We start from the raw sequence: 24,875 nt of genomic DNA on the forward strand, positions 1-24,875 counted from the left end.
TGTCAGCTTATGTGATCGCGGCGATACCCGCTACTCGGTAAACGGTGTTTACCGCCGGAACAGTGTTTACCCGCCGCAGCGGTGCTGGGCGGTTTCCCCGAGCGCAATCGCGTGCCGGGCACATTTACCGGCCGGAATGAGGCAATCGTGCAGGTGCACATGCCGCGCCCGCGCGCCTTCCTCCACGATGACATTGCTCAGCTCCCCGGGCCCCACGTGCCCGAACCGCGCTACCCGCGTGGTTCCGCGCAAAATTGTATTAGGTTCGACGACGCAATCCGGCTCCAGCTCCACCTGGACATCAATCCACGCTGTGGCCGGATCAATAATGCTCACCCCGCTGCGCATCCAAGTCTCCCCGATGCGCCGATTCATTTCGCGGCGCAGCGCCGCCAGCTGGACCAGGTCATTCGCACCTTCCACAGCCAGGTAATCACTGCTTACATAGGAACCGACCCCGGCGCCGAGCTGGTACGCCCGCGCCACCACATCGGTCAGGTACATTTCCCCCTGCGCGTTATCGGTGCCCAGGGTCGCCAGCGCCTCGCGCAAAAACGCAGCATCGAAAATATAGGTAGACGTATTGATTTCGTCGATGGCACGCTGCTGCGCACTTGCGTCTTTATCTTCTACGACGGCGCAGATGGTGCCCTGGCTATCACGCACAATCCGCCCGTAGCCAGCCGGGTCAGGCACCCGGGCGCTCAGCACGGTGACAGCGGGGTTGCCCGGGGCAGCCGGAGCGGTAGCGGCGTCGTCGTTCATGTAAACAGTGTTCCCGCACGAACCGCTGCCGTGAACACTGTTCCCGTGGGCGCGCGCGAGCTCCCCGAGAATCTTCCCACCCAAAAGCGGGGTGTCCCCGGCCATCACGAGTACCGGGCCGTTTAAGCCCGCACCCAGGGCTTCCATCCCGCACCACACCGCGCGGCCGGTGCCCTTGATCTCATCTTGATCGGCGATCATGACCGAATCGTCCAGCTCAAGGGCGTGGGCGGCCACCCGATCACGTTCGTGACGCACCACCACAACAATGTGGCGGGGATTCAGGCTGCGCGCGGCGGTGATGGCGTGCCCGAGCAGGGTGCGGCCGCACACCTCATGCAAAAGTTTCGGGGTGGCTGATTTCATGCGAGTTCCCTGGCCAGCAGCCAGGATGACGACAGCGGAGAGATCCATGCCTTCCCTTTTCTGGCGGCGATGCGCCCTATATTTCGCCACGGGCGCTGACGCTGCGCCCGAAAACGTTCCGCCACTAGGATTCGAACCTAGAATAACGGTTCCAAAGACCGCTGTGTTGCCGTTACACCATGGCGGAAAACTGCCGACGCGCGGGCCGGCACCGGTATAGTCTAACCGACCGAAGCGCTCCTGGCATAATACTAAGTATGAAACAGACCTCGCCTGAGGGCACGAACGGCATCGATGCCGCCAGCGCCGCCGATAATACGCTCACCAACCCTGCCCCCGCCCCGGAAAAGAAGCGGGTGCGCATGTCGCGAGCGGACCGGCGCAAACAATTGGTGGGCGTGGCCCGCGAACTTTTCGCGGCCCAGGGTTTCGACGGGGTCTCCATCGAAGAAATCGCCGCGGCCGCCCAGGTCTCCAAGCCGGTCGTGTACGAACATTTCGGCTCCAAAGAAGGCATTTACAACGTGGTGGTGGATCGCGAGCTCGTCACGCTCACGGAATTACTTTCCGCGCGCATGAACATTGGCCTGCCCGAGCGCGAGGTGCTCGAGTCCATCGTCGTCGCCGTGCTGGATTATATTGAGCATAACGACGACGGTTTTCGCCTCCTCGTGCAGCGTTCGCCGGCCACGCTGGGCGGGGATTCCTTCTCCACCGTCATCGCTGATGTGGCTGATTACGCCTCGGATTTGCTGGCGCCCATGCTCGGCCGCAATGGTATTTCTCCGCAATACGCCCGCATTTACGGGCAAACGCTGGCCGGGGCGCTCGGCCAGGTGGGCCAGTGGTGGGTGGATGTGCGCCAACCCGATAAAGAGACGGTGGCCGAGCACGTGGTCAATTTTATGTGGAACGGTTTGCGCGGGCTGGAATCGCAGCCGCGCCTCCTCACCCGCGGCGGGCACTGAGCGAGCACGCAGAAACGTACTGAACAAGCACGTCGAAACGCACTGAGCAGGCGCGCGGAAACGCACTAACCGTTCGGGCGTGCGGAAATTCAGTTCTAGGTTTCGCCAGTGCTGTGGCATAGACTATACGGCGACACGCAAATAGAACGATGGCGCTCTAGGTGACGTCACCGGTCTTACGCGCGGCGGTTGCCCGTGTCTGGGCGGGTGGCACGCTACCCTAGAATATTCATCAATCGCACAATAGCAAGGACGTACCCTTTATGCTCTCCGTCGAGAACATCTCCAAGAGTTTCGGGTCGCGCAAAGTGTTGCAGGATCTTAGCTTCGCGGTTCGCCCCGGTGAAATCTTCGGTTTCGTCGGCTCGAACGGGGCCGGGAAAACCACTGCGATGCGCATTATGCTCGGCCTCCTGAGTAAAGATTCCGGGCAGGTGACCTGGAATGGCCAGCCCATTGATTTCGCGGCACGCCAGCGCATCGGCTATATGCCAGAAGAACGCGGCCTCTACCCGAAGATGCAGGTCGATAAGCAGCTGATGTATTTCGCGCGCCTGCACGGGATGAGCCCGGATGCGGCACAGGCCGCCATGGAACGCTGGACGGATCGCCTCGGGGTGGGCTCACGCCGGGAGGATGCCGTCCAGAAGCTCTCCCTCGGTAACCAGCAGCGCGTGCAGCTGGCTGCCGCCCTCATTCACGATCCCGAACTCCTCATCCTTGATGAACCTTTCTCCGGTTTGGACCCGGTGGCGGTGCGCACTATGAGCGATACGCTGCGTCAAAAGGCCGATGAGGGCGTTCCGGTTATTTTCTCCTCCCACCAGCTTGACCTGGTCGAACGTCTCTGCGATAGCGTGGGGATCCTCGCGGGCGGAAATATCGTGGCCCGCGGTACCGTTGATGAGCTGCGTAATTCCGGTAATCCGCCTTACGCGCTGGCGGTGCGCGCGGAGGAAACCGCGCTGCGCTCGGCCCTCAGCCAGGCCGGATTCACCGTCCACCCCGATCCGCTGGCCGGTACCTCGGAGGCGCCGCTGAGCGCGGGAATTGCGCGGGTGCTCGTGGAAACTTCGCCCGCGACTCCCGGAACGGTTGCGGCTACCGGCACCACAAGCCCGGCCGCACCCGGCGCCAGCGCAACGCCCGCTAACCCCGACAGCCCCACTAACCCGGAGAACACCACCGCAGACCCCACCGCCGCGCTTCTCGCGGCGGCCCAGCGTGCCGGCACCGTGGTGGAATTCGCCCAGCGCCGCCCCCACCTCACGGAATTGTTCCGCGATGTTGTTCAGGTGCCCTCCGCAAACGAAGATGACGCGGCCGCCCCCAAGAAAAAGCGTGGCCTGCTCGGCTCGCTGTTCGGAAAGAAGGCTAAGTAATGGTACGCATTGTTTTCGCACGCGAGTTCAAGAACGTTTTCGCTTCCCGCGCCACCATGATTTCCCTCGCGGTTATGTGGGTCATCGCTATTGTGGCCGGCTTCGCGGGCCGCGTCTTCCTGGGCGGGGACGATGAAGCCACCGGCGCCGCCCCGGCCCCGCAAGCCCAGGGCATTTACCTGGAGGCCAGCGCCGCGCAGCTCCAGCCCTACCTGGAGAGTGCCGGTTTCGCCGCCCTCCCCACCTCCAATATCGCCGCCGAGCTGGCCACCGAAGAGCCGGAAGCGGAGATCGGCATTTCCGGCACGGCCCTCGAGCCGCAGATCGTGGCCACTTCCCCGGATCCGAAGGAGCTTCCCGCTCTCAAGAAGGTCCTCAGCACCTATGTGCTGGAGGAATCCGGGGTGGATGCCACGGTTCTCGCCCACCTGGATACTATTAATAATCTCCGGGTTCAGACGGTGAATTACACTCCCTCCGGCTTCGAATCGAATCCCATTGGTTTCCTTATCGGTTCGGTGAGTGCCATGCTGATTTTCTTCATGGTGATGGGTGGCATTGGCGCGGTAGGCGCCGGCGTCGTCGAAGAAAAATCTTCCCGCGTGGTCGAAATTATTTTGACGACGGTCCGCCCGCGCACGCTCCTGCTCGGCAAAGTGCTGGGCCTGGGTGCCGGCTGGGTGGTGATCCTCTTCGGTTATATCGGCGCGATTATTACCGGCGTGGCCATTTCCGGGCTGGTTCCCGACCTCAGTTTCCTCCAGGAATTCGGGCTGGCCGGTATGGTGGCGCGCACGGTCGTGTGGATGGTGCTCGGCTACTTCACCGCCACCGCGCTGGTGGGCGGGCTGGCGGCCACGGTGTCCCGCCAGGAAGACCTGGCCGGCATCAACACCCCGGTCATGTTCCTCCAGTTCATCCCGTTCTATACCGCGCTCTACCTCATTCCGGCGCTGCCGGAGGCCGCGGTCACGAAGATTCTCTCCGTGCTGCCGTTCTTCGGCCCGTTCATGATGCCCATGCGCGCGGCCATCGGCGAGGTCCCGCTCGTGGAAGAACTGGCGGCGGTCGGCATCAACGCGCTCGGGGTCTTCCTGCTGGCGATCCTGGCCGGCAAGATTTACGAACGCTCGATTTTGCGGATGGGTGAGCGCGTCAAGCTCACGCAGATTTTCCGTAAGGCCGCCTAAATTCTGATGTAGTACGGCGACGACGCACGCGGGGCCCGGGATTCTCCCGGGCCCCGCGTGTGTGTACGCCTGGCGAAATGGCCATTCTGGCTGGGTGGGTGCGCCTGCCTTATCCCTCGGCTACTTCAGCCGCCTCCAGCCACTGTTCTTCCAGCTCGTCAAGCTGGCCACTTGCTTCACTCAACTCTTTACCAATTCGCGCGAGTTCCTCATAGTCCCCGCTGGCCGCGCAGGCGGTACTGCGCTCCTCCAGCTTGGTGATCTGTTCGCGCAGCCGGTTCATCCGTTTCTCGATGCGCTGCACTTCTTTGCGGGCTTCGCGCTGGAGGGCACTCGCACTTTTCTCAGCCCGCTCACCCGATGCACCGGACGCGGCTGCCGCAGCCCCAGAGTTGCCCGAGCCGCCTGCACCGCCGGCGCCAGCACGAGCACCAGCACGAGTCCCAGCCCCAGCCCGAGCGCCAGCACCCGCGCGCGCTCCAGCCGCACCCCCGGCCCGCTCGCGCGCTTCGCGTTCCTCTTCGCGCAGCCGCAAATATTGATCCACGCCGCCGGGTAGATCCCGCACGTGGCCATCGAGCACCGCAATCTGGCGGTCCGTCATGCGTTCGAGCAGGTAACGGTCGTGGGAGACCACAATGAGGGTGCCCGGCCAACCATCCAGCACGTCTTCCATCGCGGCGAGGGTATCGGTATCCAGGTCATTCGTCGGTTCGTCCAGGAGCAGCACATTAGGTTCGGCCATGAGCAGGCGCATGAATTGCAGGCGGCGCCGCTCCCCGCCCGAAAGTTCACTGACCCGCGTCCAGGCACGTTCGCGGGTGAATCCCATCCGCTCGGTCACCTGGCTCGCAGTGAGTTCCTTCTTCCCCACCTGCACGCGAGCTGCGACGTCGTTCACGGCCTCCACCACCCGCAGATCCGCAACCTCATCAAGTTCGCGAGTGTGCTGCGATAGTTCCGCGAGTTTCACGGTGGCACCGCGTTTGACGTGCCCGGAGGTGGGCTGGAGCCGCCCGGCGATGAGCGCGAGCAGCGAAGATTTCCCGGCGCCGTTCGCGCCCAGGATCCCCACGCGTTCACCCGGCGCAATCCGCCAGGTCACCCCGCGTAAAATTTCCGGACCCGCGCCGTAGCGCAAGCTGACGTCCTCAAGATTAACCACTTCTTTGCCTAAGCGAGCGGCGGCCATGCGCGTCATTTCCACGGTATCGCGCGGGGCCGGAACATCCGCGATGAGATTTTCCGCCGCTTCGATGCGGAAACGCGGCTTGGAGGTGCGGGCCGGGGCGCCGCGCCGCAGCCACGCCAGCTCCTTCCGCAATAAGTTATTGCGTTTTTCTTCGGCGAGCGCGGCCTGGCGTTCCCGCTCGGCCCGCTGGAAAATATAATCCGAATACCCGCCCTCGTAGGTTTCCACCCGGCCGGGAATCTGCCCGCGCGGCCCCTCCACCCCGGGCACCACTTCCCACAGCCGCGTGGCCACCGCATCCAGGAACCAGCGGTCGTGGGTGACGGCCACCAGCGCCCCGCGCGGGCGCGGCCCACCGAAACGTTCCTTAATATAATGCGCCAGGAAAGTAATCCCTTCGACGTCCAGGTGATTGGTCGGCTCGTCCAGAATAATAATATTCGCGTCCCGCGTGAGGGTATGGGCCAGGGCCACTCGCCGGCGCTGCCCGCCGGAGAGCTCACGCACCCGCGCCTCGAGGGGAATATCGGGAAGCATGCCGGCATGCAGATCCCGCACCCGCGCGTCACTGGCCCATTCGTGGCGGGCGGTGCCGGCGTGAATCGCCTCGAGCACCGTGGTATCGGGCAGCTCATCGGCCTGAGTGAGCGTGGCAAATTTTGCGGTATTGGTGGGAATCACCTCACCGCTGGTAGGCGCGAGCGCCCCGGTGATGAGGCGCAGCAGCGTGGTTTTCCCTCCCCCGTTCGGGCCGACGACGCCTATGCGGCTGCCGTCCTCTAAACTCAGGGAAACGTTGCTGAGAATATCGCGGCTTCCCAGGCTGACGCCCACATCATGTACCGAAAGTAAATGTGCCATAGCTGGTGGTCCTTGGAATGGGATTTTTAGTTGGGGAGCTCGCGGGCCTGCGCGATCCGCACAAAATCATCAATGGTGAGGGTTTCCCCGCGGGCCTGTGGTGATACCCCGGCTCGCTGGAGGATAGTTTCGGCGGCGGCCGGGCTGCCGGCCCAGGAACCCAGGGCACTGCGCAGGGTTTTACGCCGCTGAGCGAAAGCGGCGTCGACCACCGTAAAAACGCGTTCGCGCAGCTCATCGTTACCGGGCGCGGGCCGCAAACGCAGGTGGACAAGGGCGGAATCCACATTCGGCTCCGGGTAGAAAACGTGGCGGGAAATTTTCGCGCCGCGGGTGGCGCTGCCATACCAGGCGGCTTTCACCGAGGGCACGCCGTAGGTGCGGGAGCCGGGGGCGGCGGCCAGGCGGTCAGCGACTTCGAGCTGCACCATCACGGTGATGGTTTCCAAGCTAGGCAGGGCTTCCATGAGGGTGAGGAGCACCGGTACCGCCACGTTATAGGGAAGGTTGGCCACCAGGGCGGTGGGGGCGAAGTGCTGCGTGCTGCCGGGAGCGCCGATGCTGGCGGTTACGGTGGAGATTGCCGCGGCTGCGGTCTGGCCGGTGCGGAGCGCGGGAGGGCAAGCGAGCTGCTCGGGCCCGGTGATACTCAGGGCATCCGCGTGCAGCAGCGCGAAATTCTCCGGAGTGCTGTGGCGGCGTGCCACGGTATCGGGGAGTGCGGCGGCCAGGGCGGCGTCGATCTCCACCGCGGATACGTAGGCGCCGCTTTCCAGGAGCGCCAGGGTGAGGGAGCCCAGGCCGGGGCCAATTTCGAGGACCTTATCCCCCGGGCCCACCCCGGCTTCCCGCACGATTTTGCGCACGGTGCCGCCGTCGTGCACGAAGTTTTGCCCCAAGGTTTTGGTAGGGCGAGTATTCAGGGCCGTGCACAGCGCGCGCACGTCCACCGGGGTGAGGAGGGCAGTTCCAGCCGGGGTGCTGCCAGCCGGGGTATCACCGGGCGGTGTGCTGCCGGGCTGCGTGTTGCCGGGCGAATCCTGTTGAGCAATATGATTGGCGACCACAGATGCAGTGTACCCGGCTTGCTGGATACCGTCCGCATGCGCCCTTGAAAATCCGTATCCGCCAAGAAACCCAGCGCTCTTACCACTACGCCCACGTGACCAAGAAGAGATACACCAGAATAAGCATCACAGCCGCCACCGCCGCGATGAGCAAGGCGATTGTGCGGCGCTGCTGCCGGCCACTACCGTGCTTCTCACCACATTCATGGTGTAACTGTATACCCCGATAGTCACGTTTATTCAGCTTCCGGTGCCAGCTGCAAACTATTGGCGAACCCCGGCCGCGAATTCTCTTTGAGCAGCTCGGTTATCTGCGCCAGATCCCGTAATTGACCTCCGGCGACAGCGAAACACATGTCAGCTAGCGCGTCGTCGTTCATCATTAATTCGAAGCCGAACTCGTTGAGGAGCGCTTCGCATAGCAGTGCCCCAAGCCGCTTATTTCCGTCAAAAAGCGGGTGTTGGGTTTCTACTTCCAGCAGGATTTTCGCGGCTTTTTCGTGCGGACTCGAGTACAGTTCCACGCCGTACATTTTCCCGAAGGCACCCTGGAAGCAGGAGCGCAGTCCGGCCCGGGAGCGCACATAAAATCCACGCCGCGCCAGCCAGCGTTCCACCGCGACTTCGTTGAGTCGCCTCAATTTCCCAAACGCTCCATCGCGGTAGCGCGCTTGGAATATAGTGCATCAAGCTGGTCCGCGACCTCAAGCTCGCTGCGAAGAGCCGCCAGGCTTTCGCGTAGCACCTGCTCTTCGTTCATTCCGTAGCGAGCCGCGATATCCGCAATATCGCGCGCTAGTTTGTCACTAATCGTTATCGTGGCGCTCATAATCATGAGCGTATAATCCGCCCGGCACCAGCGCAATACCGCTCGTGAGTAGCGGCGGTTGCGTACCGCTTGCGTAACGGCTGAGGGCCGCGGGCTTAAAGCTGATGGCTGCGGACTTAGCGCTGCAGGCTTAGTACCACCCGCGGGAATTGGAATGCCCGAGCGCGGCGCAGGGGCTGCCGTAGCGGCCCTCAATATAGCCCAGGCCCCAGCGGATCTGGGTGGCGGGATTGGTCTGCCAATCGGCGCCGGCGGAAGCCATCTTGGAGCCGGGCAGTGCCTGCGGAATACCGTAGGCCCCGGAGGAGCTGTTTTCCGCCAGGTGATTCCAATTCGATTCCCGGTTCCACAGCGTCACCAGGCAGGAGAACTGGTCCTGGCCCCAGCCGTAAGCGGAGAGCATACCCGAGGCGATTTCCTGGGCAGTGCCGGCCGGAACCACGCTGGCGCTCCCGAGCGCCGCGCTACCACCGTCACTGCTCGCGCCCGCCACCGCGGCGGCGCTTTCCGAGGTCCCCACCTTGACCACTTCATCCACGCGGGCCTGCTTGACCGCGGAGAAAGTCAGGGTGCGAGCAACTTCCTTGCCGTTTTCCACCCGGATTTCGTAGGTATTGGCAGAAATGCCATCCTTGCCTTCCGTTTCCACCTTGGTGGTGCCTTTGGCAAGCGCGGCGTCGTCGACCTTGGTGGAACCGTGCGCGTCCACCACCTCTTCGGTGACCACGCGCTTTTCCACCCGAGTGATGGTCACCTTCGCGCCGGGGGTGACCGCTTCGGCGAGGCTCTGCGAAACAACGTCGTCCCCGGAAACCGTGATCCCGGCTTCCTGCAAGGCTTCCCCGAGGGTGCCCGCCGTGGTGGTGAGAGTGCGTTCTTCGCCTTCAAAATTAACAGTAAAAGAGTATTCGGCAACCGTGGCGCCGGCCGCGCGCGCCACCGGGAAACCATCCGCATAAGCATTGGCGGGCATGGACATATGCGACATCAGGCCGATACCACTACCGGCCAGCAGCACGGCCCCGAGCGCGGCAACCCCGCGCCGGCTGAGCGGGAAAGCACTGAGCTGGGCGTTCGCGGCGGTATCCTCCACCGCGGCGGGTGCCTGGAATGCGGTACCGGTGGCCTGCGGCCGAGTGGCCAGCGCGGCCTGGACTGCCTCACTTACCGCGCCGCGTTCCATCATGAGAGCCCGCGACCGCGGACCCGGGGTACGAACCTCAGCCCGAACGAATTGCTCGAGTCCCATTCCCTGTGCGCTGTGACGCCCCACTAAACTTCCTCCGTTGCTTGCGCGAGTACCCTCCGGCCCCGCTTTTATAACGAAACTATATCGAGTGTAATCATTTCGTAACATTTGGACAATGATCCGGAGGGAAAGGCTCGCTTTTCTTGAGATTTTCAAGAACGCTCACATGGTGCTCGCGCGATTTTTCCGCGGATTCTCGCGGTTTTTACGCGTACGGTACGACGACGCCGCCAGCTGGCACATCGTAATCTGAGCGTTATTTCACACTGCCGAGGAGGGCCAGGGAGACCCTGGCAGGGAGACATAGCTAACGCGCCCCCAGCGCGGGCGTTACATCGATTACATTTAAGGCTATGAGCACTCAATATCCCGGATACGCACAGCAGCCTGTTCCTCCGAGCTACCCCGTTCCCTCCGCATCGAAGCGTGGCACCGGCGCGCTGCGCGGCCTGGCGGCTCTGACCACCACGCTGAGCATCGCTCTTATTATCTTGTGCTTCACGCCGGTCCTGGCCCTGGGTGAAGATAATGCCTCGATCTTCGGGCTGGCGCATCCGGGTGGCGTGTGGCTGCCCGTGATCCTATACGGCGTGGGCCTTCTGTTGGCGTTGCTGGCGGGAGTGCTCGGTTTGTTCACCACCGGCCGGGCAGCCCAGGCTTTTTCTTGGCTGGCACCGCTGGGCGGGGCGGTCACCCTGGGTGGGCTCGTGGCGCTCTCCTTGGATAGTTCGGTGGGTGCGCTCCGTGAATTCGGGGCGCAGTACACCCCGCTTTTCTGGGTGACCGGCGCGTTGGCCCTCATTCTGGCGCTGGTGGGGATCACGCAGGGCGTGGCTGCGGGAACGGCCGCGAAGAAATCCGCACGCCCCGCATATCAGGGCTATCCCGGCTATCCCGCAGCGCAGCCCTACGGGCAGGGCTACCCGGCGCAAGGGTACCCGAGCCAGGGCGCGCCGATGCAGGGGTACCTGCAGGGCTACGGGCAGGGCTACCCGGGTCAAGCTCAGTATCAGGGCCAGCAGCCCTATGCCCAGCAGTACCGCCAGCCCTACGGCCAGCAAGCGTACGGGCAGCAGGCTTATGCACAGCAGGGATACCCGCAAGGTAGCGGCCAGCCGCAAGCCCAAGCTCAGCAGACGGTTTCACGCCAGTCGGCTGCCAAATCCGGCCCGTCCGCCCAAAGTCCCGAATCGGAAAGCCCGCAGAACTAAACGAGCCGCGAGGCTGACTCAGCCGCAGCACCAACTAAATCCCAGAACTAACTAGGCCGCGCCCAGTTCCCCGTACACCGCCCGGGTGTTCTTCAGGAGCTGGGCGCACCAGTCTGCTTCGTTCACGCCGCGCAGCTCGGCCCCGAAACGTACCGTCCACGCCATCACGTAGGGGGCGTTGGGGTGGCCGCGCCAGGGCACCGGCGTCAGGTAGGGGGCGTCGGTTTCCGCGAGGAGCAGCACCGGATCAAAAGCTTGGAAGGCCGCGCGGAGCTCATCATTGGCCGGGTAGGTCATTTGCCCACCAAAACTTCCGTACCAGCCTTCCTGGTTGCATAGCTCGGCAAGCGCGGCGTCGCCGGAAAAAGCGTGGAAAACTACGCGACTCGGGGCGCCGTCACGGCGCAGCACCTCCACGCAATCGGCGTGGGCTTCGCGGTCGTGAATCTGAACGGGCAGGTCGAGCTCGCGCGCGAGGGCGAGGTGGGCGCGGAACGCCTCGATTTGGGCGGCGCGGCCCTCCTCGGAGGTGCGGAAATAATCGAGCCCCGTTTCCCCAATAGCAACGACGGCGCTGGAGCGGGCCGCCTCCGCTACCCGACCGATGGCATCCTCCAGACTGAGGGCGTGGTGGGCGGCGAGCTCCTGGGCTAACCCATCCGGGCCGGTCGCGGTGATCCCGCGGTGCCGGGCGGCCTCATTGGGGTGAATCGCGAGCGCGGCGGAAAAATGCGCACGGTCCGCTTCTGCCACCGCAACCGTCGGCAGCAGATCCGGGACCTCGCAGGCGCAGGTAATGGCGTGGCATACCCCGGCGGCGTCCATGGCAGCGGCTTCCTCGTTCGGCAGCATCCGCCCGCGCGGCGGGGTGAGCGCCGAACCCGAGCCGCCGGCCTGCGCCTCCCCCGCCGGCACCCAAATATGGGTGTGATTATCGATGACCGGACCGGCAAGCTGGGCCGGGGCATCGGGCAGGTACCAGCGGCGGGCCCGCTTTTTCTCCTTCGCGGAGAGGGCCGCGAATTCTTCCGGCGCTAATTCATTGCGCACGGCACCGTTCGGCACCGCACCATTCGGCGCCGCGTCACGCGCGGCCCCGTCTCGTACCGATTCATTGCGCACGCTTAGCCCTCAACACCGCATCGAGACGCTCCAGTTCCTCATCAACCACGCTGGTATCCAGCTTGGTGAAAACCGGGGACGGCTTCGAGATCGGGCTGCCAACCGCCACGTCCACCCGCGCCCACGGGTGCGGATCGGAATAATCCCCGGTAATAATCGGGTAGGGCTTACCGGAATCCAGGTCGGTGACTTCTTCCAGGCGCGGCATCGGGGCAATATCACCGGCCCCGCCCAGCACCCGGTCCACCGCATTCGAAGAATGCGGAAGGAATACGCTCATCATGGTATTAAGATCAGAAACCACCTGGATGAGGGTGTGGAGCACCGTGCCCAGGCGTTCACGCTGGGAAGGATCCTTCATCTTGAAAGGCTCGGTAGCGGAAACGTAACCATTGGCTTCGCCCACCAGCCGCATAATTTCCGTGAGCGCGGCGCGCTGGCGGTGCGCGGCAATGGCATCACCCACGGTAGCGAACCCGGCTTCCACCGCATCCAGGAGCTCCCGGTCCACATCCTCGAGCGGCCCGGCCGCCGGGATTTCCCCGAAGTTCTTGGCAATCATGGCCGCGGTGCGATTGACGAGGTTCCCCCAGCCGGCCACCAGCTCGGAATTATTACGCCGCACAAATTCCGCCCAGGTGAAATCAGCGTCGGAAGTTTCCGGGCCGGCAATGGAAATAAAGTAGCGCAGCGCATCGGGCTGGTAGCGCGAAAGCACATCGCGCACGTAAATCACCACGCCCTTGGACGAGGAGAACTTCTTACCTTCCATGGTGAGAAATTCCGAAGCCACCACCTGGGTGGGCAGGTTGAGCGTGCCCAAATCCCCGGGCTGGCCGCCCCGGCTCCCCTCCCCGTTATAGGCGAGGAGTTCGGCCGGCCAGATCTGGGAATGGAAAACAATATTATCCTTCCCCATGAAGTAGTAGGAGCGGGCATCCGCATCATTCCACCAGGCCCGCCAATCCTCCCGGCTTCCCACTCCGCGCGCTTCACGCCGGCGTGCCCATTCAATAGAGGCGGATAGGTAGCCGATAACGGCGTCGAACCATACGTAGAGGCGCTTGGAGGGTTGATCTTCCCACCCGGGTACCGGAATGCCCCAGGTAATATCCCGGCTCATGGCACGCGGGCGTACATCTTCCAGGAGGTGCTTGGAAAATGAGATAACGTTCGGGCGCCACTTCCCAGATTCTTCCACCTCATCAAGCCACTGGCCCAGGCGCTCCGCCAGCGCCGGCAAATCCAAGAAATAATGCTCGGTTTCGCGGAATTGCGGGGTTTTCCCGGAGACCTTGGAGACCGGGTCGATAAGATCCTGCGGATCGAGTTGGTTACCGCAACTATCACACTGGTCCCCGCGGGCCGAGGTGTTACCGCACAGCGGGCAGGTGCCTTCAATATAGCGATCCGGGAGGGTATTCCCGGTTTCCGGATCGAAGGCAACCGGGGCGGAGTGCACCACCATATAACCGTTATCCCGGCACACCTCAAACATCTGCTGCACAACCCGCTCGTGATTAACCGTGGTGGTGCGGGTGAACAGATCGTAGGAAAGCCCGAGCGACACGAGGTCCTCCACAATAATGCGATTATTGCGGTCCGCGAGTTCTTCCGGGGTGATTCCCTCCGCGTCGGCCGAAACCAAAATTGGGGTGCCGTGTTCATCGGTACCCGAGACCATGAGGACATCCTCCCCCACCATGCGCATATAGCGCGAGAACACATCCGAGGGAACACCGAATCCAGCAACGTGACCAATATGGCGCGGGCCGTTGGCATACGGCCAGGCAACAGCGGAGAGAATATGAGTCATGGCCACCATTCTACTAGCGTGCCGGCGCGCGTGCCCGCTGGTTGGCTAGCAAGCGCGCCCACTAGCTGGTTACCACGCGCGCCCGCTAGCGCGCCCGCATCCCCGCGCCTAAACTATAAGGGCGCGGCGCCACCATTGCGAAACCAGCCGGCCGCCGCGCACCGCGTGATGACCCGCTTCATCAGGAGGATGACTATGGATGAGACCCGCGCACTCATCATTGTTGACGTGCAACCCACATTCTGCGAAGGCGGCAGCCTCGGGGTAGATGGCGGTAACGCCGTTGCCGAACGCATTGCAGATTTTGTCACCGATAACGCCGAGGAATACGCTCTCATCGCCACCACCCAGGATTGGCATATTGATCCGGGCCCGCATTTTTCCGAGAACCCGGATTTTGTGGATAGCTGGCCGCCGCACGGCGTGGCCGATACTCCGGAGGCGGAGCTGCACGAATCCATCGCGGCGCTTCCTATTGACGTGCAGTTCAAGAAGGGCCAGTACGCCTCCGGTTATTCCGGTTTCGAGGGCACCGATCCGCAAGGTAATCTACTCGAGGACGTGCTGCGCACCGCCGAGGTCACGGATGTGGATGTGGTGGGTATTGCCGAATCGCATTGCGTGCGCGCCACCGCCATTGACGCGGTCCGTAACGGTTTCCGCACCCGCGTTTTTTCCGACCTCACCGTACCCACTTCCCCGGAACTCGGGGCCGCGGCCCGCGTGGAGATGGACGAAGCGGGCGTCGAGCAGCTGCAATCCTCGGAGGCCTTCGGTTTCTACGAAGAGTCTGAGGTTCCGGATGAATTCGATGATCCGTACGACGACGCCGCAGCTGGCGAGGAGGAACTCGAGAACCTCGATGAGGATTACGAACTCTACGAGGACGATGATTTCGACGACTACGCCGACGAAGACGAAGATATCGACTTTTCGGATGAGGTCAATGAGGCCGATTTCGATTTCTCCGATATCGACTACCGCCCCGGAATGGACTCCGCGAAATAGCGCGGGTGTACCAGCCGGCCCGCGAGACCCGCGAGCGGCCCGCTAAACCGAGCGCCAGAAGTCTTTGACCAGCTCTTCGCGGTTAGCCACCTGGCTTTTCTTGAGGATATTGTGCACGTGCACCTTCACCGTGGAGGGCGATAGATAGAGCTCGGTGGAAATCTGGGAATTTGTTTTCCCGCGCATAAGGTAGCCGAGCACTTCTTCTTCGCGCTTCGATAGCCCCCGGGCCTGAGAATAGAACACCAGGGAGGATTCGATGAAATCCTCCTCCAGGTGATTAACGGTTTCCGGGGGCCGGTCGAAGTGGATGCGCAGCACCCGCACCCCGAAACGCATCACGTGGATCACCCAGCAGATGTACATGAGGTTTTCCAAGAAATTGCGTTCAGGAAGGAAGGCCAGCGCAGAAGCGCTATCCGCGTGGGGAGCCACGAGGAAAATAAAAGTTATATTCCAGGCGAAGGTTCCCAGTACCGCCACCCAGGTAGCAACGTAAAGCCAGCGGTGGCGGCGCTGGCGGATCTTCTCCACCCCGGTGGTGGCATGCAGATAATTCCACGTTGCCACGCTGAGGATCCCGATCACCACGATGCCGCGCATGGAGAAGAACACGAATTCCCGCCAGGCCGGATCGGGAATCAGCAAAGCCCCGGCACTGCCCACAATAAAAATCCCTGCCGGGATGAGGGTGCTGTGCCACTCCACTTTCGCTTCCGGTTCCGTCATGAAAGTGGCGTAGGTCAGCCAGATCAGCCCCATGAGCAGCGCCCCCAGGGTGATGGATTCCAGGGGCGCGGTGATGTGGTAGACGCTGTCAATATTGCGTGGATGGGTGAAGTCCGTGCGGGCCACGGTTGCGACGTCGAAAAAATACACGAGGAAAAGGGCGGCGCAACATACAAACATGCGACGGCGCGAAACGAGATAACACGCAAGCGCCGTCGCTGAACCCATGAGGATAAAGAGTCCCACCATCCAGGTGTAATAAAACAGTCCTATCGTCATTGCATAGCTCCGTTGCCTTCACCACGCGATTCCGCCACGGTTGCCCGCCACGCGGGATCGCGAGCGCGAGTGTCTCGCGCCACACCGTCACATTATAAAAGCATTAACCGCCACGCCGAAATACCGGGCCGGCGGAATGCACGCTGCGGCCCCGGCGGTACCACGCCCGCCGGAGCCGCGCGTTTCGGCTATTTTTTAGCCGTATTCTTCGCGCCTACGCGCCGTAGATAAGCACCTGAGCCACGCAGGCCACCCCGCCGAAGCCGAGTACGAAGAGCACCATCGGCCACACGAAGCGGAACCAATGCTGGTACTTCATATCGAGCATCTGCAGCGTTGCCATGACCAGGCCCGTGGGTGCCAGGAAGAGCATCGCGTACTGACCCCATTGATACGCACAAACGATGATCCACCGCGGGATACCCACGGCGTCGGCCAGCGGCGCCATAATCGGCATGGCCAGCACGGCCAAACCGGAGGAGGACGGCACCACAAAACCGAGCACGAAGAAGATCAGCAGCATAATGATGATGAAGAGCGGGCCGGACATCCCCGAAACCAGGTTCGTTGCCGAATGGAGCAGGGAGTCGGAAATGAGGCCGTCGTTCATCACGATATTGATGCCGCGCGCCAGCCCGATGATGAGCGAGACGCCCACCAGGCTGGAGGAGCCTTCAATGAAGGCGTCCGTCAGCTGTTTCTCATTGAGCCGGTCTTTCCCGAAGAGGGAAATCGCCATGACCGCGATGGTAATGGTGAGGAAGGAGGCCGCCATGGTCGGGAACCACCAGCCCATGGCCATAACGCCCCACACCATAATCGGGAAGGCGGATACGAAGAGAACGAGGATGATTTTCTTCTGCCAGTTGAAGGCGGGAACATCATCGGCGTGGGTGGTCATCGCCCACTGCTTCTCGAAAGCTTCGTGATCTTCGTAAACATAGGACTTCGTGAAGTCCTTCTTAATCATTTTTGCGTAGCGGTGCAGGTACCACACCACCACGATGGCGCCCACGATACAGCCGCCCACGCGCCAGATAATGCCATCCGTGAAGGGGATACCGGCGGCATTGGAGGCGATCACCACGGAGAAGGGGTTGATCGTAGAGAAGGTGGTTCCCATGGATCCGGCCAGGAAGATCGCGCCCACGCAGATAATGGAGTCGTATCCCATAGCCAGGAATATAGGCACCAGGATCGGGTAGAAGGCCACCGCTTCTTCTTCCAGGCCGCACAGCGATCCGCCTACCACCATGAAGACGGATACCGCGAAGACGAGGAGGAATTCGTGGCCTTTAGTTTTCTTCGTCAGCGCGATCAGCCCTGACTCGAATGCACCTGTTTTTCTCACCACCCCGATGAGGCCGCCGAGCACGAAGATGAAGACCATAATGTCCACCGCTTCGATCGTGCCGTGCACCATGGCGACCGGAATATCGGCGACGCTGGCCGGATTCTGCTCGAGGGACTCATAGGATCCCGGCACCGAGATCGGCTTATTGAGGGCCCCGGAGGTGAATTGGGAGAGGTCAATATCCATGCCCAATTCGCTCAGGGTGTCCTGAGTGCCGGGGTATTCCTTGGTTTCCCCCTGCGGGCTGAGCACGGAGAAGGTGCCGGTATCCGAGCTGTAACTCAGCTTGGCGTAGGAGCCGGCCGGCACCAGCCACGTGGCGATAGCCGCCACGATGGTCAGGAAGAAGAGAATCGTGAAAGCGCCCGGGATGGTAATACCGCGCCGCTTCTTGCGGGGTGTTGTTGTGCCGGTGTCTTCGTCGGCCCCATTGCCGACGGGGGCATCGTTTGTGCGTGTTGTCATGATTGTGTCCTTCGGACTTAGGCGATGATCGCGGTGCCGCTCTCCCCGGAAATACCCTGTTCGGCCTTTTCCAGAGAGGTAATAATGGCGCGTTTGCCGGCCGCTCCGTCCACGAATTCGAGGCAGGCTTCGACCTTGGGCAGCATGGACCCGGGGGCGAATTGTTCTTCCTCGATGTACTGGCGGGCTTGAGCCACGGTCATCTCGGGCACATCGCGCTGCGTGGGTTTGTTGAAATCAATGGCGACCGCGTCCACGGCGGTGAGGATGAGGAGAGTATCGGCGTCGACCTCCCGCGCCAGCAGCGCGGCGGTGCGATCCTTATCGATGACGGCCGCGACTCCGCGGTATCCCGAACCTTCCTTGACCACCGGGATGCCGCCGCCACCGGCCGCGATCACGATGGTGCCGGCCTCCACGAGCGAGCTAATAACATCGCGTTCCACGATGGAGACGGGGAGCGGGGAGGCCACCACCCAGCGCCAGCCGCGCCCGGCATCCTCCACGTACTTGTTTCCGGTTTCCTCCATGAGGACCCGGGCCTGTTCCTCGGTGAAGAAAGCCCCCACCGGCTTGGTTGGGCGCCCGAAAGCGGGATCTGCGGCGTCGACCTCCGTTTGGGTGACCACCGAAATAACCGGGCGGGCAATCTGCCGCGCCGCGAGTTCGGCCTCGATGGCCTGCTGGAGGTGGTAACCAATATAGCCCTGGGACATGGCACCGCATTCGGCGAAGGGAATCGACGGTGTTTCCCCGGCGGCCGCGGAATTATCGGTCGCGACCTTGATCATGCCCACCTGCGGGCCGTTCCCGTGGGTGACAACGACGTCATTGCCGGTTGCCACCAAATCCACGATGGAGCGGGCGGTTTCCTTAATAAGTTCGAGCTGCTGCTCCGGGGTTTTCCCGAGCGCATTGCCGCCCAGCGCAACCACAATTTTTTCGCCGGCGGTACGGGTATTTTCCTGAGTCATCTTCTGTCCTTTTCACGCGCGGGCGACGCGCCGCGGGGTGGCCCTGCTACCTGCAGCCAGCTCCCCGGCATCGTCGCCCGCGCTACCTGGGCACGGCCGCGCGGGCACGTGCCTGAACCCTCCTAGGAGAGGGTTGCGTACATAACGGCCTTAATGGTGTGCATGCGGTTCTCGGCTTCGTCGAAGACGCGCGAGCGCGGACCTTCGAAGACCCGGTCTTCCACTTCCATTTCCGTCACCCCGAACTTCTTGGCGATTTCCGCGCCGATGGTGGTGTTGGTGTCGTGGAAGGAGGGCAGGCAGTGCATGAAGATCGCTTCCGGATCGGCCTTGTCCATGAGTTCCTGGGTGACGCGGTAGGCTTCCAGCTCCGCGATACGCGAGGCCCACACTTCATCCGGCTCGCCCATGGAAACCCAAATATCGGTGTAGAGCACGTGGGCGCCGGTGGCGGCCGCCGCGGCATCTTCGGTGAGGGTCACGCTGCCGCCGGACTGCGCGGCGAGTTCCTTGCAGGTATCGACCAGCCATTCTTCGGGCATGCGATCCTTCGGGCCGCAGGCCACGAAGTTGAGGCCCAGCTTGGAGCAGACCACCATAAGCGAGTTCGCCACGTTATTGCGCGCATCGCCGAAGAACACAAACTTCTTGCCCTTGATGCCGTCCTCGAAGTTCTCCTGAACGGTGAGGATATCGGCGAGCATCTGGGTGGGGTGGAAGAGGTCGGTCAGGCCGTTCCATACCGGCACCCCGGCCTTGGCGCCCATTTCTTCCACGAGTTCCTGGGAGAAACCGCGGTATTCGATGCCGTCGTACATGCGGCCCAGCACCCGGGCGGTATCCTCAATGGATTCCTTCTTGCCCATCTGTGAGCTGCCCGGATCCAGGTAGGTCACGCCCATGCCCAGGTCCATGCCGGCCACTTCGAAGGAGCAGCGGGTGCGGGTGGAGGTCTTTTCGAAGAGCAGCACAATATTCTTGCCTTCGAGGTAGCGGTGCGGGGTGCCGCTGAGCTTGAGTTCCTTGAACTGCGCGGACAGACGCAGCAGGTAGCGGATTTCATCGGGCGTAAAATCGAGCAGCTTGAGGAAGTTGCGTCCGCGGATATTGACAGCCATTGTCGTTCCTTTCCTAGCGCGGTCCGTGGTCCCGTTCGGGCAGACCGGCCAGCGGTAACGGGGTCTTCTTTGGCCCCTGGGATCACTGTTGGCTGTCCAACCCGTACCCGCCTCGCGGCGAGAGGATCATGTCCCGGCCCCGGTTCCCCGGGGGTTGTTTTTACTGTGCATGATCCAGGTCACGCGCGCTAGGAAAATCCGGGTGGAGCGCGGGTGGAACGTGGTTTAGCCGCGATTTTCGGGCCCTAAACCCCACTAAACCCGCGTATTTCCGCGCTTTATTCGCCCTGCTCCAGGGCGGCGCGGTAGAGCTCATTCGTGCGTAAACCGGTGCGCGCGGCCACGAAAGCGGCGGCATCTTTGCGGCGCAGGCCGAGCTGACACAGTTCGGCGACGTCGCCCACGGCCCGCGCGCGCACCTGCTCTTCCCTTTCGGCCGCGCTACTTCCTGTTACGACGACGACGATCTCTCCCAGGGCCCCTTCGCTGAACCGCTGCGCGAGTTCGGCCAGGGGCCCGCGCACGATTTCCTCGTGCGTCTTGGTGAGCTCCCGGCAGACCGCCGCTTCACGCCCGGGACCGAATGCGGTAACAAAATTGGAAAGGGTGGCCCCCAGGCGGCGCGGGGATTCGAAGAAAATCATGGTGCGTTCTTCGCTGGCCAGGGCCGCGAGCGCGGCGGCCTGTTCCCCGGCTTTGCGCGGGAGGAATCCTTCGAAGGTGAAACGGTCAGTGGGTAGGCCGGAAGCGACCAGCGCGGTGAGCGGAGCAGAAGGGCCGGGCACCACGATCACGGGGATACCGGCTGCGCGGGCGCGTACCACCAGGCGGAAACCGGGATCGGAAACGGAGGGCATACCCGCATCGCTGACCATGAGGACGCGCGCACCGGAGCGGGCCAGGTCAATGAGGTGGGCGCCGCGTTCGGCTTCATTATGTTCGTAATAGGAAAGCACCTGGGCGCTCACCTCGATGCCGAGGCGGGCGGCGAGCTGGTAAAAACGCCGGGTATCTTCCGCGGCCACGATATCGGCCCGCGCAATTTCGGCGCGCAGGCGCGGCGAGGCGTCGGCGTCGTTTCCAATGGGGGTGGCGGCAAGAACAATTCCCGCGTGCTGGCTTTCGTTCTGACCGGGGTGGTGCCCCTCGTGCTGTCCGGCATCCTGACCTGTGCTCATTCTGCTATTCTGCCACGCGCTCCGGTGCCGCGGCCGCCCGCCCGCGGCACCGGGCCGGAACGTCACGCACACGTGCGGCACCGGCCACCGAGAGCGAGCGCCACCACGCGGGCGGGCAGTTATCGATAGAATCCGCACGTGAGCGAAAAACTAAGCGAACCCATCGGGCGCCTCCCCCGCGAGTGCGCGGAGCGCTACGAAGACGAGCTGCGCGGCCGACTCGGGCTGGCCCCGCGCGGATTAGATTGGCTCACCCGCGGGGAAAAACGCCTGGGGTGGTGGATTACGGGAGCGATCACGCTCATCGCCGCCCTCACGCGTTTCTTCCGCCTGGGCTTCCCCGACCGCCTCATGTTTGACGAAACCTACTACGTCAAGGGCGCGAATTCGCTGCTGCGCCTGGGCTACGAGGTGGATTGGCAGGGCGGCACGGAATTCGACGCCGCTTTCGCCGCCGGCGACTTCTCCCACACCTCACCGGCCGGGGACTACGTGGTTCACCCCCCGCTCGGAAAATGGATTATGGCGGTCGGCCAAGCGATTTTCGGGGAAACCTCCCCCTTCGGTTGGCGTTTTATGGTGGCGCTGGCCGGCACCCTCGCGGTGGCGCTCCTCGTTCGCATCGCCCTGCGGCTTTTCCTCAACCCGTGGCTGGCCGGGGTGGCCGGCATCGCGATGGCCCTGGACGGCATGGGCATCACTCTCTCCCGCATCGGAATCCTCGATAACCTCCTCGCTTTCTTTGTGCTGGCTGGATTCTGGGCGCTGCTGCGCGACCGTGATTGGACCCGGGAGCGCCTGGCCCACCGGGTAGCTTTCGGGCCGGTACACGCGGACGGCCGTCCGGCCGCCTGGGGCCCGCGGGTGTGGTGGCGCCCCTGGATGCTGGCCACCGGAGTATTCCTGGGGCTGGCCTGCGGGGTGAAATGGTCCGGGATTTACGCCGTGGCGGTTTTCGGCCTGGTGGCTTTCGCCTGGGGCATGGCGGCCCGCCACGCGGTGGGCCTGCGCCTATGGGTAGGCGCCGCGGTTTTCCAGGAAGGCATCCCGGCTTTTGTGCATCTGGTTCCCACCGCGGCCGCCACCTACGTGGCCTCCTGGTTCTCCTGGTTCCGCGATAGCCGTTCCTGGGGGCACGGCTGGGCGGCGGGCGTGCGCGAGAGCACCCCGGAGGCCCTCCCCTTCCCCTGGCTCCCCAATTCTTTCAACGATTTGGCGCACTATCACAGCCAAATGTGGGATTTCCACAACGGCCTCTCCACCCCGCACACCTACCAATCCTCGGTCTGGCAGTGGTTTGTGCAATGGCGCCCAGTCTCGTTCTGGTGGCCTACCTCCGAAGAAATGGCCGGGCAGTGCCCGAGCGGCGAGCGCTGTGTCCAGGCGGTCACCTCGGTGGGCAACCCGGTGGTGTGGTGGCTGGCACTCCTCGCTCTGGTGGTGGTGCTCTGGGTGGCTTTCACCCGTTTCGACTGGCGCGCCTGGGCCATCCTGAGCGGTTACCTCGCCATGGCCGCGCCGTGGTCGCTCTACATGGACCGCACTATTTTCCAGTTCTACGCGGTCGCTTTCCTCCCCTTCGTGGCTCTCGCCCTCACTTACGGCCTCGGCTTTATCACCGGCGCGCTGGGTGCCCCGCACGCGCGCGGGAACGGTAGCGTCCGTGCTGATCTGTACGACGACGCAGCCTGGGGCCACGCGGACTTTATCCGTGAGGAGCCGCTTGGCATATGCGCCTATCCCGTGCGCTGGTGGCAATGCCGGATTAGCCGCCGCACGCTCGGGGCGTGCGGCGCCGTCGTCGTTCTTATTATTCTGGCGGCGCTGTTCTGGTACCCGATCTGGACCGGGCAAACGGTTTCCTATGAGTTTTGGCGCCTGCATATGTGGCTGCCGTCGTGGATTTAGCGCGGCGGGCAATGCTCGCATTTTCGGACAACGTTCAGAAACTTTCCAGAATCGGCGGGCATGCTACCCGGTGTGACCGGACCACCGCGGCAGCCGTGGCGGGGCTAGGTGCGGAGTGAGGAAAGGACGTTTCACATGACGGATCAGTGGCGTAATGACTCGGGCGAATCGGGTGCGAACCGGCCCGACGCGAATCAGCCGGGGGCGAGCCAGCCCAGCGCAAATCACGCCGGCGGCACGCAAGCGGGCAGCACTCAGCCAGGCGGAACGCAGGCAGGCGGCGCGCAATCGAATAGCTACACGAATGCGTACCACTACCCCAGCGCTCCCTCCGCCGGGTACGCTTCCACCGCGGGCAGCGCCTCGGCCGCGAGCAGCGGAGCCGCGCACTACGGTTATGCTTCCGCGCAGCCGCCCTATCCAGGCAGCTCGGCAGGGAACGGCTCAGGCGGGTACTCGGGAGGTTATTCCGGAAGTTATCCGGGCTCGTACCAGAGCGCCTCGCAAGGTTCCTATCAGAGCGCATTTCCCGGGGCATATCAGGGTGGGTACCAGGGCTCCTATCAGCAGCCTGGCTACGGATACGGTTACGGCCCCCAATTCGGGGCTGCGCCGGCGCCGGTCAAGCGGCGTTCGAAGGGTACCACCGCCATTCTGGTCATTATCGGAATGGTAGTCGCGCTGCTCGTGGGCACCGGGGTGGGGTATTTCGGCCTGGCTCCGGAGCCGCAGGCCAGCTCCCCTTCCGTCAAGGATCCTTTTAGCTTCCAATATAACGACGGCCTGACCTCGCCGAATGATGGACGCCAGCAGGGCGGGGCGGAACCGTATATGCCGATTCCGCGGGATTTCCCTACCCAGCTGCCCGGCGGTAACCACGGCGCAGACGGTCCTATTGACCGCGGCGAAAAGGTAAGCCCGGCGGGCGTAGCCATTATTAATGCGCGGATGGGCTCCGGTATGGGTGCCGGCAGCGGGATTGTGCTGACCGCTGACGGTCAGGTGCTCACGAATTACCACGTGGTTATGGGATCGGATGCCATCCAGGTGGAGATTCCGGCCGCCGGGAAAACCTACGCCGCCAGTGTTATTGGGCATGATGAGAAACGCGACGTCGCCCTATTGCAACTCAAGGACGCTTCCGGGCTCACCCCGGCAAAAATTGCCAGCACCCCGGCTAAGCAGGGCGATAAGGTCAGCGCCGTGGGCAACGGGCGCGGGCAGGGCTATCTCACCGAGATTAAAGGCGAGGTAACCGGGCTGGGTATGGACGTGCGGGTGGCCACCGAGGACGGCCTGAGCTTTGACACCCTCAAGAATATGATCGTCACCGATGCCGATGTGGTGCCCGGATACTCGGGCGGGCCCATGATGAATGCCCAGGGCGAAGTGGTGGGGATGAATAGTGCTGCGTCGCAGGGCACCACCTCCGCGCAGGTGTACGGCTTCGCGATTCCCATCGAACGGGCGCTGTCCATTGTGGAGCAGATCCGCGCCGGGAAGAGCGACGATAACGTGACCGTGGGCAAGAATGCCGCCCTCGGGATTACCGTGGGGCTCAGCGAGCAGGGCGGGGTGACCGTGCTGGCCGTCGGCCCGAATTCCGGAGCGGCCAAGGCGGGCGTCAAGGAAGGCGATACGATTCTCAGCCTGGATGGCCAATCGGTTTCCAGCCCGGCGCAGGTAGCCAAGCAAGTGCGCACCCACAAGGTCGGGGACACCATCACCCTGGAGATTGCGCGCGGTGGAGGCGCCCCGCAGACCATAGAGGTGACGCTGGGCGAATCGCCGGTGAACTAAGCGGGAGGCGGCGCGGCCGGAATACCAGAACTGGCGGCCGGAAG

Annotated in this window: 20 protein-coding genes and 1 tRNA gene; 7 read left to right on the top strand and 14 right to left on the bottom strand. The window is 63.2% G+C overall.

The genetic code is table 11. The features are described 5' to 3' along the window. Positions 1-66: 66 nt before the first annotated feature. Together ACRQEC_RS05290 and ACRQEC_RS05295 are read right to left on the bottom strand one after the other, a co-directional pair. A complete protein-coding gene (locus ACRQEC_RS05290; RefSeq protein ID WP_284889399.1) occupies positions 67-1,179 on the bottom strand; it encodes an NTP transferase domain-containing protein in 1,113 nt (370 codons plus the stop codon). Between the two features lie 68 nt (positions 1,180-1,247). Further along, positions 1,248-1,318 (bottom strand) — tRNA-Gln (locus ACRQEC_RS05295). Positions 1,319-1,388: 70 nt separating this feature from the next. On the opposite strand from ACRQEC_RS05295, the gene ACRQEC_RS05300 reads away from it, so the two are divergent. The 3 genes from ACRQEC_RS05300 (at position 1,389) to ACRQEC_RS05310 (ending at position 4,671) form a co-directional block, all read left to right on the top strand. After that, on the top strand, positions 1,389-2,099 hold the full coding sequence (locus ACRQEC_RS05300) for a TetR/AcrR family transcriptional regulator (protein WP_284889401.1): 711 nt from the start codon (positions 1,389-1,391) through the stop codon (positions 2,097-2,099). A 263-nt stretch (positions 2,100-2,362) separates the two neighbouring features. Then, positions 2,363-3,481 (top strand): ABC transporter ATP-binding protein, encoded by a 1,119-nt coding sequence (locus ACRQEC_RS05305; RefSeq protein WP_284889403.1) that lies wholly within the window; start codon positions 2,363-2,365, stop codon positions 3,479-3,481. After that, on the top strand, positions 3,481-4,671 hold the full coding sequence (locus ACRQEC_RS05310; protein ID WP_284889405.1) for an ABC transporter permease: 1,191 nt from the start codon (positions 3,481-3,483) through the stop codon (positions 4,669-4,671). Before ACRQEC_RS05305 ends, ACRQEC_RS05310 begins: the two co-directional genes overlap by 1 nt. A gap of 109 nt (positions 4,672-4,780) precedes the next feature. On the opposite strand, the gene ACRQEC_RS05315 is transcribed toward ACRQEC_RS05310, so the two are convergent. The 5 genes from ACRQEC_RS05315 to ACRQEC_RS05335 all read right to left on the bottom strand — a co-directional run bounded on the left by ACRQEC_RS05315 (position 4,781) and on the right by ACRQEC_RS05335 (position 9,893). Continuing rightward, entirely contained in the window at positions 4,781-6,724 is a 1,944-nt protein-coding gene (locus ACRQEC_RS05315; protein ID WP_284889408.1) for an ABC-F family ATP-binding cassette domain-containing protein, read from the bottom strand. Between the two features lie 26 nt (positions 6,725-6,750). Then, positions 6,751-7,791, bottom strand: a complete 1,041-nt coding sequence (locus ACRQEC_RS05320; RefSeq protein WP_435713722.1) for a ribosomal RNA small subunit methyltransferase A — start codon at positions 7,789-7,791, stop codon at positions 6,751-6,753. A gap of 236 nt (positions 7,792-8,027) precedes the next feature. Continuing rightward, positions 8,028-8,432: a Fic family protein gene (locus ACRQEC_RS05325; protein WP_284889410.1), complete on the bottom strand. Its 405-nt coding sequence runs from the start codon at positions 8,430-8,432 to the stop codon at positions 8,028-8,030. After that, positions 8,429-8,620: a hypothetical protein gene (locus ACRQEC_RS05330; RefSeq protein ID WP_284889412.1), complete on the bottom strand. Its 192-nt coding sequence runs from the start codon at positions 8,618-8,620 to the stop codon at positions 8,429-8,431. The genes ACRQEC_RS05325 and ACRQEC_RS05330 overlap by 4 nt, the downstream gene beginning before the upstream one ends. Before the next feature lie 130 nt (positions 8,621-8,750). Beyond that, the gene (locus ACRQEC_RS05335; protein ID WP_284889414.1) at positions 8,751-9,893 is read right to left on the bottom strand and encodes a resuscitation-promoting factor; all 1,143 of its coding nucleotides are present in this window, start codon (positions 9,891-9,893) and stop codon (positions 8,751-8,753) included. A 329-nt stretch (positions 9,894-10,222) separates the two neighbouring features. Here ACRQEC_RS05335 and ACRQEC_RS05340 point away from each other — a divergent pair, with 329 nt between their 5' ends. Next, positions 10,223-11,080, top strand: a complete 858-nt coding sequence (locus tag ACRQEC_RS05340; RefSeq protein WP_284889415.1) for a hypothetical protein — start codon at positions 10,223-10,225, stop codon at positions 11,078-11,080. 51 nt (positions 11,081-11,131) lie between these two features. Here ACRQEC_RS05340 and ACRQEC_RS05345 read toward each other — a convergent pair whose 3' ends face one another. Both ACRQEC_RS05345 and metG read right to left on the bottom strand, forming a co-directional pair. Further along, positions 11,132-12,130: a TatD family hydrolase gene (locus tag ACRQEC_RS05345; protein WP_284889504.1), complete on the bottom strand. Its 999-nt coding sequence runs from the start codon at positions 12,128-12,130 to the stop codon at positions 11,132-11,134. A gap of 61 nt (positions 12,131-12,191) precedes the next feature. Further along, the gene (gene metG / locus ACRQEC_RS05350; RefSeq protein WP_284889417.1) at positions 12,192-14,018 is read right to left on the bottom strand and encodes a methionine--tRNA ligase; all 1,827 of its coding nucleotides are present in this window, start codon (positions 14,016-14,018) and stop codon (positions 12,192-12,194) included. Between the two features lie 195 nt (positions 14,019-14,213). Here metG and ACRQEC_RS05355 point away from each other — a divergent pair, with 195 nt between their 5' ends. After that, positions 14,214-15,026 carry an isochorismatase family protein gene (locus ACRQEC_RS05355; RefSeq protein WP_284889419.1) on the top strand — a complete coding sequence of 271 codons (813 nt, stop codon included), beginning with the start codon at positions 14,214-14,216 and terminating at the stop codon, positions 15,024-15,026. A gap of 42 nt (positions 15,027-15,068) precedes the next feature. Here ACRQEC_RS05355 and ACRQEC_RS05360 read toward each other — a convergent pair whose 3' ends face one another. The 5 genes from ACRQEC_RS05360 to rsmI form a co-directional block, all read right to left on the bottom strand. After that, on the bottom strand, positions 15,069-16,034 hold the full coding sequence (locus tag ACRQEC_RS05360) for a helix-turn-helix transcriptional regulator (RefSeq protein WP_284889421.1): 966 nt from the start codon (positions 16,032-16,034) through the stop codon (positions 15,069-15,071). A gap of 214 nt (positions 16,035-16,248) precedes the next feature. Then, complete coding sequence (locus ACRQEC_RS05365) at positions 16,249-17,853, bottom strand: YfcC family protein (RefSeq protein WP_284889423.1); 1,605 nt, start codon at positions 17,851-17,853, stop codon at positions 16,249-16,251. A 17-nt stretch (positions 17,854-17,870) separates the two neighbouring features. Further along, positions 17,871-18,827, bottom strand: coding sequence for a carbamate kinase (gene arcC, locus ACRQEC_RS05370; RefSeq protein WP_087070425.1), 957 nt, complete (start codon positions 18,825-18,827; stop codon positions 17,871-17,873). Between the two features lie 122 nt (positions 18,828-18,949). After that, a complete protein-coding gene (gene argF, locus ACRQEC_RS05375; protein WP_284889424.1) occupies positions 18,950-19,945 on the bottom strand; it encodes an ornithine carbamoyltransferase in 996 nt (331 codons plus the stop codon). Positions 19,946-20,223: 278 nt separating this feature from the next. Further along, positions 20,224-21,123, bottom strand: coding sequence for a 16S rRNA (cytidine(1402)-2'-O)-methyltransferase (rsmI, locus tag ACRQEC_RS05380; protein ID WP_284889426.1), 900 nt, complete (start codon positions 21,121-21,123; stop codon positions 20,224-20,226). A 138-nt stretch (positions 21,124-21,261) separates the two neighbouring features. On the opposite strand from rsmI, the gene ACRQEC_RS05385 reads away from it, so the two are divergent. Beyond that, positions 21,262-23,031, top strand: coding sequence for a dolichyl-phosphate-mannose--protein mannosyltransferase (locus ACRQEC_RS05385; protein ID WP_284889429.1), 1,770 nt, complete (start codon positions 21,262-21,264; stop codon positions 23,029-23,031). Positions 23,032-23,166: 135 nt separating this feature from the next. Then, positions 23,167-24,831, top strand: coding sequence for a S1C family serine protease (locus ACRQEC_RS05390; RefSeq protein ID WP_284889431.1), 1,665 nt, complete (start codon positions 23,167-23,169; stop codon positions 24,829-24,831). Positions 24,832-24,875 lie beyond the last annotated feature (44 nt).

It is taken from the genome of Actinotignum saccati, assembly GCF_051265055.1.
Lineage (GTDB): Bacteria > Actinomycetota > Actinomycetes > Actinomycetales > Actinomycetaceae > Actinotignum.

Excerpts from the sequence above, each read along its gene's own strand:
- ACRQEC_RS05340 (WP_284889415.1), top strand. The coding sequence starts at position 10,223 with ATGAGCACTCAATATCCCGGATACGCACAGCAGCCTGTTCCTCCGAGC.
- ACRQEC_RS05310 (WP_284889405.1), top strand. The coding sequence starts at position 3,481 with ATGGTACGCATTGTTTTCGCACGCGAGTTCAAGAACGTTTTCGCTTCC.
- rsmI (WP_284889426.1), bottom strand. The coding sequence starts at position 21,123 with ATGAGCACAGGTCAGGATGCCGGACAGCACGAGGGGCACCACCCCGGT.
- ACRQEC_RS05365 (WP_284889423.1), bottom strand. The coding sequence starts at position 17,853 with ATGACAACACGCACAAACGATGCCCCCGTCGGCAATGGGGCCGACGAA.
- ACRQEC_RS05330 (WP_284889412.1), bottom strand. The coding sequence starts at position 8,620 with ATGAGCGCCACGATAACGATTAGTGACAAACTAGCGCGCGATATTGCG.
- ACRQEC_RS05300 (WP_284889401.1), top strand. The coding sequence starts at position 1,389 with ATGAAACAGACCTCGCCTGAGGGCACGAACGGCATCGATGCCGCCAGC.
- arcC (WP_087070425.1), bottom strand. The coding sequence starts at position 18,827 with ATGACTCAGGAAAATACCCGTACCGCCGGCGAAAAAATTGTGGTTGCG.
- ACRQEC_RS05315 (WP_284889408.1), bottom strand. The coding sequence starts at position 6,724 with ATGGCACATTTACTTTCGGTACATGATGTGGGCGTCAGCCTGGGAAGC.
- ACRQEC_RS05355 (WP_284889419.1), top strand. The coding sequence starts at position 14,214 with ATGGATGAGACCCGCGCACTCATCATTGTTGACGTGCAACCCACATTC.
- ACRQEC_RS05390 (WP_284889431.1), top strand. The coding sequence starts at position 23,167 with ATGACGGATCAGTGGCGTAATGACTCGGGCGAATCGGGTGCGAACCGG.
- argF (WP_284889424.1), bottom strand. The coding sequence starts at position 19,945 with ATGGCTGTCAATATCCGCGGACGCAACTTCCTCAAGCTGCTCGATTTT.
- ACRQEC_RS05360 (WP_284889421.1), bottom strand. The coding sequence starts at position 16,034 with ATGACGATAGGACTGTTTTATTACACCTGGATGGTGGGACTCTTTATC.
- ACRQEC_RS05305 (WP_284889403.1), top strand. The coding sequence starts at position 2,363 with ATGCTCTCCGTCGAGAACATCTCCAAGAGTTTCGGGTCGCGCAAAGTG.
- metG (WP_284889417.1), bottom strand. The coding sequence starts at position 14,018 with ATGACTCATATTCTCTCCGCTGTTGCCTGGCCGTATGCCAACGGCCCG.
- ACRQEC_RS05290 (WP_284889399.1), bottom strand. The coding sequence starts at position 1,179 with ATGGATCTCTCCGCTGTCGTCATCCTGGCTGCTGGCCAGGGAACTCGC.